The organism is Acidobacteriota bacterium, assembly GCA_040756905.1.
GTDB lineage: Bacteria > Acidobacteriota > Aminicenantia > JBFLYD01 > JBFLYD01 > JBFLYD01.
The window spans coordinates 1-7034 of sequence record JBFLYD010000027.1 but is presented as its reverse complement, the minus strand read 5'-3'; the positions used below and the strand labels follow the sequence as shown (position 1 = coordinate 7034).

At 31.5% G+C, this 7034-nt stretch carries 8 protein-coding genes; 6 read left to right on the top strand and 2 right to left on the bottom strand.

Annotated elements, in window-relative coordinates:
- Positions 1–325 precede the first annotated feature (325 nt).
- From AB1410_03845 to AB1410_03820, 6 genes are all read left to right on the top strand, one after another.
- Complete coding sequence (locus tag AB1410_03845) at positions 326–817, top strand: hypothetical protein (protein MEW6455833.1); 492 nt, start codon at positions 326–328, stop codon at positions 815–817.
- 152 nt (positions 818–969) lie between these two features.
- Positions 970–1236, top strand: a complete 267-nt coding sequence (locus AB1410_03840; GenBank protein ID MEW6455832.1) for a hypothetical protein — start codon at positions 970–972, stop codon at positions 1234–1236.
- 504 nt (positions 1237–1740) lie between these two features.
- A complete protein-coding gene (locus tag AB1410_03835; protein MEW6455831.1) occupies positions 1741–2964 on the top strand; it encodes a DNA methyltransferase in 1224 nt (407 codons plus the stop codon).
- A gap of 85 nt (positions 2965–3049) precedes the next feature.
- Positions 3050–3829 carry a TdeIII family type II restriction endonuclease gene (locus tag AB1410_03830; GenBank protein ID MEW6455830.1) on the top strand — a complete coding sequence of 260 codons (780 nt, stop codon included), beginning with the start codon at positions 3050–3052 and terminating at the stop codon, positions 3827–3829.
- A gap of 31 nt (positions 3830–3860) precedes the next feature.
- Entirely contained in the window at positions 3861–4310 is a 450-nt protein-coding gene (locus tag AB1410_03825) for a hypothetical protein (protein MEW6455829.1), read from the top strand.
- Between the two features lie 25 nt (positions 4311–4335).
- Positions 4336–5226, top strand: a complete 891-nt coding sequence (locus tag AB1410_03820; GenBank protein ID MEW6455828.1) for a hypothetical protein — start codon at positions 4336–4338, stop codon at positions 5224–5226.
- Between the two features lie 20 nt (positions 5227–5246).
- On the opposite strand, the gene AB1410_03815 is transcribed toward AB1410_03820, so the two are convergent.
- On the bottom strand, positions 5247–6062 hold the full coding sequence (locus tag AB1410_03815) for a reverse transcriptase family protein (GenBank protein MEW6455827.1): 816 nt from the start codon (positions 6060–6062) through the stop codon (positions 5247–5249).
- Positions 6055–6447 carry a hypothetical protein gene (locus tag AB1410_03810; protein MEW6455826.1) on the bottom strand — a complete coding sequence of 131 codons (393 nt, stop codon included), beginning with the start codon at positions 6445–6447 and terminating at the stop codon, positions 6055–6057. Before AB1410_03810 ends, AB1410_03815 begins: the two co-directional genes overlap by 8 nt.
- Positions 6448–7034 lie beyond the last annotated feature (587 nt).

The following is a 7034-nucleotide window of genomic DNA, read 5'->3' as shown; positions in this document are numbered from 1 at the left end:
CAGGGATGGCAGAAATCAGATTTTGGTATGACAACAAATTAGTAGGTATAGAAAAGGTCAAAAATGAAGACCTGAAATTAGTCCACTTTTAAATCTTAAATAGTCCACTTTTAAAATTTAGCTAACAGCCTTATGACTTTTGACATCGAATTTTTCCTGTGCTATAAGATTTTTAGAATGGAATTTGAGAGAAATGATAGAAGATGGAGGGAAATTGCAAATTAGCGAAAAAACAAATTCATATCCCTTTACAATGCAAAGTGCAAAGGACTAAACTCGATATTTGCCCTCTTATGGATATTTGTCCATTTTTTGAACAATAAAAATGATGTGGGAAATCTTAACATCTGTTGCGTTAATTTTGACTCTATTTGTTGTGCTTTGGTATGCATGGGAGACAAGGAGATTAAGGATAGAAACAATTAAGCAAACTGAACTGAGTTTGAGACCTTTTGTAATTATCCTTTTTATAGAACATAAAAATAAATTTATACTTAAGAATATAGGAAATGGTCCTGCTTTAAAAGTTAAGATTGACGATATTCCTCTAATTAAAGAAAACAAATTATATATAAAATATATTTTTCATGAAATAGATGTTATTCTTGCTAAAGAAGAGAGTGAAATTAAATGTGAGATTAAAACAAATGATAGTACTTTAAATATCAGTCTTTTTAGCCATTTCTTTCCTCATACAGCAGTAAAATCCTATAATTTCTTAATAAGATATACAAATATTAATAATGAACTCTATCAAACAAAAGGTAAATTTGGGAAAGGGGGGATAGTTATTGAAGGTATAAAAAAGCTTTCTTAATTCATATCTCCAAAAAATTAATGAAAAAAATAAAAAAAATGAGGCGAGTGGAAGCCAGAAGTTATAAGGTGAGGTTTCCCTCAAGCTGAAAATGAGATGAAAGATAATGTTCGCCTCAATGAGGTAGACAGCTAAAAGTTAGAAAAATTTTAATGGAAGAAGATGGCATGATAGAACTCAAAAAATTCTGCAAGGGTTGTAATGAAGAGAAAAATGTAATAGAGATTGAAAAGGATCATCAAAGTGAAATTATTAAATTGTCATGTGGACATAAAATTATTAATGAGGAATTTACCGAAATAGTAACGGTTTCTAATCAAATAATTGCTAAACATTTTAACTCTCTTCATAAATTAATAAGTAGATATAAAACAAAAACAAGTGGAGAAACCAAAAACCTGCAAGAGAGATTTTTATAATTGACAGAAAGAAGAGGAAGATAATTCATCAAGTCTGGGAACAGGATAAAGACGGGGAGTGGAAATTGGTACATGATGAAGAGAAACCGTTTTCAGAAAAACAGAATAAAAATTGAAATAGCAAAAAGAGACGAGTAGAAGAGAAGATTCAAAAACCTGGCTTCCCGATAACGAAAAGACTGGTGAGCGAATTTAGCGTATCATAAGAATTTTAAAAAATTTGATAGATTTAAGGGTTTCTGATAAAGTTTATTAAAGCCAAAAATAATATTTCTTAAGTGGCAAGCAAATAAATAGGAAACCACGAACAATATAGGACTAAATTAATAGCTCTTAAGCTATAAAAGTAGGTGGAATAAATTAATTATATAAATTATTTGAATACAAGAATTATTTGTGTTATTAAAACAAAGATGTGTAAATTGTTAATATGGATATTGTTGGTTAATAATATGATTGAGTATGGATGACAAAATTTTTAATGGCAATGAGGGGTTAAGCAACATGCTTGAAGTAAATAAGAAAGCAGCTGAAAAGTTCGGAATAGATATAGAACTTATAGAAAAGAAAGTAGATATTCAGAAGAATATTGAAATTTTGGGCAATGATTTGACTTTTATAGGTATAAGAGAAGCCGAGAGAACAAAGCATGTTCATCGTCTACATCCATATTTAGGTAAGTTCATCCCTCAACTCGTTGAAGTTTTTTTGAGAAAATATTTTAAAAAGGGAGATACAATAATTGACCCTTTTTCAGGGTCTGGCACAGCATTGATAGAAGCCAATATATTAGGAATGAATTCTATAGGAATAGAACTATCACCGTTCAATGTGTTAATCCAAAAAATAAAAACAAAAAAATATAATATTCCAGAGGTGGAAAAGGAAATTAAGGATGCATTAAAAAGATTAAGATTATTTAGTAGACAGCTAACAACTGGCGAGAGGCCATTACTTGGTACTGAAGTTGGCAGATTTGAAACAGAGAGCGAATATTTTAAAAAATGGTTTTCTGATAGAGCATTACAGGAAATATTATTTTATAGAGGCATTATAAATGATTATAAGAATCAGGATATTCTAAAGATTATTCTCTCAAGATCAGCACGCTCAGCAAGACTTATTCCTCATTATGATTTGGCGAGGCCAACAAAACCAATAAGAGAAACCTACTGGTGCATTAAACATAAAAGATATTGCGAGCCTATTAATGAAGCTTTAAAGTTCATAAACCGATATAGTTACGATACTATAAAGCGATTAAAAGAATTTGACAAACTGAGAACCGAGTCTTTTATCAAAATTTTTCAAGGAGACGCAAGAATTATTAAATTGCCTGAGAATATAAAAATAGATGGTATTTTTACATCTCCTCCATATGTGGGAGTTATAGATTACCATGAACAACATAGGTATGCTTATGAGTTATTTGATTTTCCAAGACTTGATGATTTAGAAATAGGACCTGCAAGAAAAGGTCAGAATGGCAACGCCAAACAAGAATATATGAAAGGAATTGTGGATGTTTTTAAAAATGTGTCCAAGTATCTAAAAGATGGTGCATTAATTTTTGTAGTAGCAAATGATAAATTTAATTTATTTCCTGAAATTGGGAAGCAATGCGGCTTTGAACTAGTCGATGTCTTTCACAGGCCGGTTTTGATGAGAACAGAGAGGGACTCTAACAAATATTTTGAATCTATATTCTACTTTAAGAAGGTGAAATAACAATGAAAGATATTTTTAAGAGGATGAGTAATACCTTGAAGATTTTGGGATCTCGAAGAATTGATTAAAAAGAAAGGGTAAAAATATGGCTTTAGAATTTAAGACAAAAAAGGACATCGCTGAGCTTCTTATTACTACGGTAAGAGATAAACTACAGAGTTACAAACCTGAAACAGAGCATATGCCATTTCATCATAGACTTCTTGGTAAGGATCGATATGCAATGTTTTCCTTTATCCAATCAATAAATACAACTTTTGGCATATCTATTTGGGAGCAAGTTGCGGTTATTTTGGCAAAAGGTGCCGGTAATTATGCAGAGAGACAGCACAAATTGCTGGGCGAGATAGACAATAAAACAGAAAAACTCATTAGTGAGATTCATTATCAACTAAGGAAAGGTGCTATTACTACAGACAAAATTTATGAAATAGACCGAATTAGAAAAGAGATAAAGAAAGGAGAGGCAAAGACCGATCCAGATTCGGTGGTAGATTTATTTGTAAAGTTAAAGAAAGAAGAAAACTACTTTGACATAACAAGTGCAAAGCCAAATATGAAAGAGTTTGTAGCATTGAAATTAAAACTTTTAAGATGGACAGCACTAAGATTGAGCCAAGATAGGAATGTTAAAGTTTTCACAAGACTTGCCATTCCTTACAATCCTTATCATCCAGAGCCTTATGAGCGATGGACACTTAAAGGATTGTATGATTTGGAAAGAGGAGAAATTTTAGTTGGAAAGGAATTCTGGAATTTTATTGCTGGGAGTGACATCTATGAAGAATTATTAGATGTATTTCAAGAAGTTGGCAAAAAATTAAGAGCTGAAATAGATGAAAAGTTTGCTGAATTTCGAACATAATAAAAGAGGTTGCTCTTTCATCTGAACTGATGTGGAAATAAATAAAGAAAATAAATTAAAAAGATTGAAAAGAGGGCGGTCATTTCATCTAAAGATTCAGAACGATTGGAAAAGAAAAGCTGAAGGCGAAATTAAAGTTGAAAAAATTTGTGTCAAGCCGAGTGGCCGAAAAGGTCGGATAGATATTCATGCACAAAATAGAGAAGAAAAAAAGTTAGTAGCCTGTGGTGAAGTTAAGGCTTCAGATTGGGATAGGATGACAGAAAAAGCTCTTCTTCGAAATGTAAGAAGACAAATCAGTCAGGTATGGGATTATATTGAATCTGAACTTGAGAGAGGAAAAGAAGTTTCTCCAGGCATAATTTTTCCTAAAAGCCCAAAAAATAAAGAGAGAATGATTTTAATTGAAAAGTTATTTGAAGAAGCAGGAATTCCAGTTGTTTGGGATGATGAAACTATAGAGGAAAGAAAAAATAGATAGGCGATATTAACAATTCCTTTAATAAATGCTAAGTCCAGATATTTTTATCGAAATTGGAACTTCCGAGCAAAAAGAACTCATGACGTCAGAAATAAAAAATTTTTTAGATATAATCGGCAAGATATTCAAGATATGGTTTGATATTCTATTAATTCCCAAAAATTTCGAACAAACAGTTAGAGATTTGACATTCAATCATGAATATTCAACAAAAAGAGGAAGAATCAATGCACAAGCTAAGTTTATAAAGAATAATGGGGAAAAAATTCTTGTACTCAGCCCAGAGATCTTTACTGAAGCATATGATACACAAGTTCGTTTTCATTTATATTTTCACGAGACAAATCATTTTATTAATTCTATAGAAAAGCCTAATTATAAAGAGCTTTCTATTTCTGAACAGGTTTACATGGAAAATATCTCAGTATTTTATGAAGAATATTGCGCAGAGAGATTTTCACTTGCAATATGCGAAAAACTTTTCTCTACAAAGTCGGTAAAGTACGTAGAATATATACTGAATTGTTGTCAGGGACATTTTGAAATAATTTCTGATATCGAGCATGATTTTAATGAAACAAGAAGGCTCTTGAATGAATTCAGAAAGCATAAAAATGGTGATAAATTTATAAAAGATATTCGCCCTATAATCGAGCCGCCATTATTAAGCTATTTTTATTTGTTAGCTTTTAACAAAGAATCTTCATTGCCAAAAAAGGAAATATATTCTAATTTTCCTGCACCTTTTAATAAAACAGCATCTAAAAAAATGGCTGAATTATGTCATAGATCTTTTCCTGAGCCCCTAAAACCAACTGAAGTATTAGAATCGGTAATAAAATTTTTTGCTCAATTTGGTTTCGAGTTTGAGACAATTCGACCAAGTTTAATTTTTGTCAGGATTGTTGACGTTTAAGTTGATGAATTATTTTCTTTTTAAGCTTTCCTAAGATAATTTATGTAAGATATTTTTCCTTTTAGCGTAGGATTTGAAGGAGGCACTATTTCGGCCAATTTTTTGAGTTCATTGAGATAGTTTGTTGGCGGCGCAAAGCCGTCATTAACTCTGATATTTAGACAAACTTGTTCTTCACTTCTATACATTATCTTCGTTTTTTTATTAATTTTAAAACCATAATGAGCTAACATTTTTCTTATAGTAGATAAGAAACCTTTTACCCCTTTTGGGCCACTTAAAATAATGTCATCGACATATATAGAAAAGGATGATTTCGGAATTTTATTTAGAAGATTATCAAGTTCTTCGGCAAAAGGAAAAAGTACTAATCGTCCAATAGCTGGACTTGTAGGAGCACCTTGTGGCAAGTGATTTTTGTAAGTCAATAACCTAGTGAGAATTCTTGAAGTATCTTCTGATGCTCCATAACGTAGGAACATATTTCTCACATGATATGATTTTACGCAAGGGAAGAAGTCCTTTATATCTGCCGTAATAAGCACATGTTTTCGAGTATGTTCCGCAACTGCTTTTTTGGTGGATGACCCGGGACCCCCGAATAGCTTTGGGTGGATGTACAATTTATCTAAAATTTTATGAAGAATAATCCTTTGGATCTGCTTTAAATTTGTATTGGGAATTTCTAATTTTCTATTTTTCCCATTTTTCTTAGGAATATGGGCTTCGTGATAAAGCTTTGGTGCTATTTTGCTGAGCTTTATTATTTCTTGAACAGAAATACCAAAAATATTTGACAGGGACTGAAGATTTAGTGTTTTAAGAATATTAGACATTTATTTTAATCGGAATATCAATTCCTAGGGATTTACAACTCAGGAGATTTCTACTCGCCAACTTAAAGATATCAAGTATTAAGTTGAGGATGTTTAACAATGGGCCAAAAATCTTGAACTTTTTGTGAGTTAGGATTTTCGAGATTACAACACCGACAACCGCTCTGTGTTCAGGTTCAACATTTTGAGCTATTAATAGGAACTGTTCGAGATATGCCTTGGCTGAACCGATGTCGTCGGAGCTAAGAGAATCTACTGCTGCATGGAGTAGGAAATCTCCACAGGCCATATTGCCTCGTTCATTGCGTACTAATTGAATTGTTTCAATAGTACGTTGCAGACGAGGTTTCTTAGCCCAATTGGCAGGGATTTTTTCCCTTTTCATTTTATTTCACCTCCTTTCTTGAAAAATTAGACCCGTTATCAATATGGTTATTGATAATGAGTTGAACAAAAGAGGGAAATGAAATCTTTTTTAATTGAAAAGATATTCATTTTTTCTCTTGCACACAAAGGCAGATATCCTTTCATGACGAATAATTCGTAATAAATAAATGGGATTTGTATATAAACCTTTCTACACTCTTGAATGAAATCTGAAACTGAAATCAAAAATCGACCTCTTAAAGCATAACATCATTCAGGATTTATTACGAAATTCGATTTCTATCAGATAAATAAACTGATAAGAGAAAGAAGGTACTTCGAAAAAATCCAATCGAGCTAATATTTTCAAAGAACTAATGAACAAAGCTACCTGCTTTGCTTGTTTTAAATACAATATATAGTGTTTAAATATTAATATATACTATATTTTGATTATTGTCAAGAACAATTTGCGGTCATGTCAACTAAAAATTAAAAATGGACTATTATTCAATGATTTAAAGTTTAAAAGTGGACTTTTTGGACACGCTATGATTTAAACCTTCTTTCGATAAAGGAGGTTTAAATTATGGCTAAGCAACTTCA

Excerpts from the sequence above, each read along its gene's own strand:
- AB1410_03820 (MEW6455828.1), top strand. The coding sequence starts at position 4,336 with ATGCTAAGTCCAGATATTTTTATCGAAATTGGAACTTCCGAGCAAAAA.
- AB1410_03835 (MEW6455831.1), top strand. The coding sequence starts at position 1,741 with ATGCTTGAAGTAAATAAGAAAGCAGCTGAAAAGTTCGGAATAGATATA.
- AB1410_03810 (MEW6455826.1), bottom strand. The coding sequence starts at position 6,447 with ATGAAAAGGGAAAAAATCCCTGCCAATTGGGCTAAGAAACCTCGTCTG.
- AB1410_03840 (MEW6455832.1), top strand. The coding sequence starts at position 970 with ATGGAAGAAGATGGCATGATAGAACTCAAAAAATTCTGCAAGGGTTGT.
- AB1410_03845 (MEW6455833.1), top strand. The coding sequence starts at position 326 with ATGATGTGGGAAATCTTAACATCTGTTGCGTTAATTTTGACTCTATTT.
- AB1410_03830 (MEW6455830.1), top strand. The coding sequence starts at position 3,050 with ATGGCTTTAGAATTTAAGACAAAAAAGGACATCGCTGAGCTTCTTATT.
- AB1410_03815 (MEW6455827.1), bottom strand. The coding sequence starts at position 6,062 with ATGTCTAATATTCTTAAAACACTAAATCTTCAGTCCCTGTCAAATATT.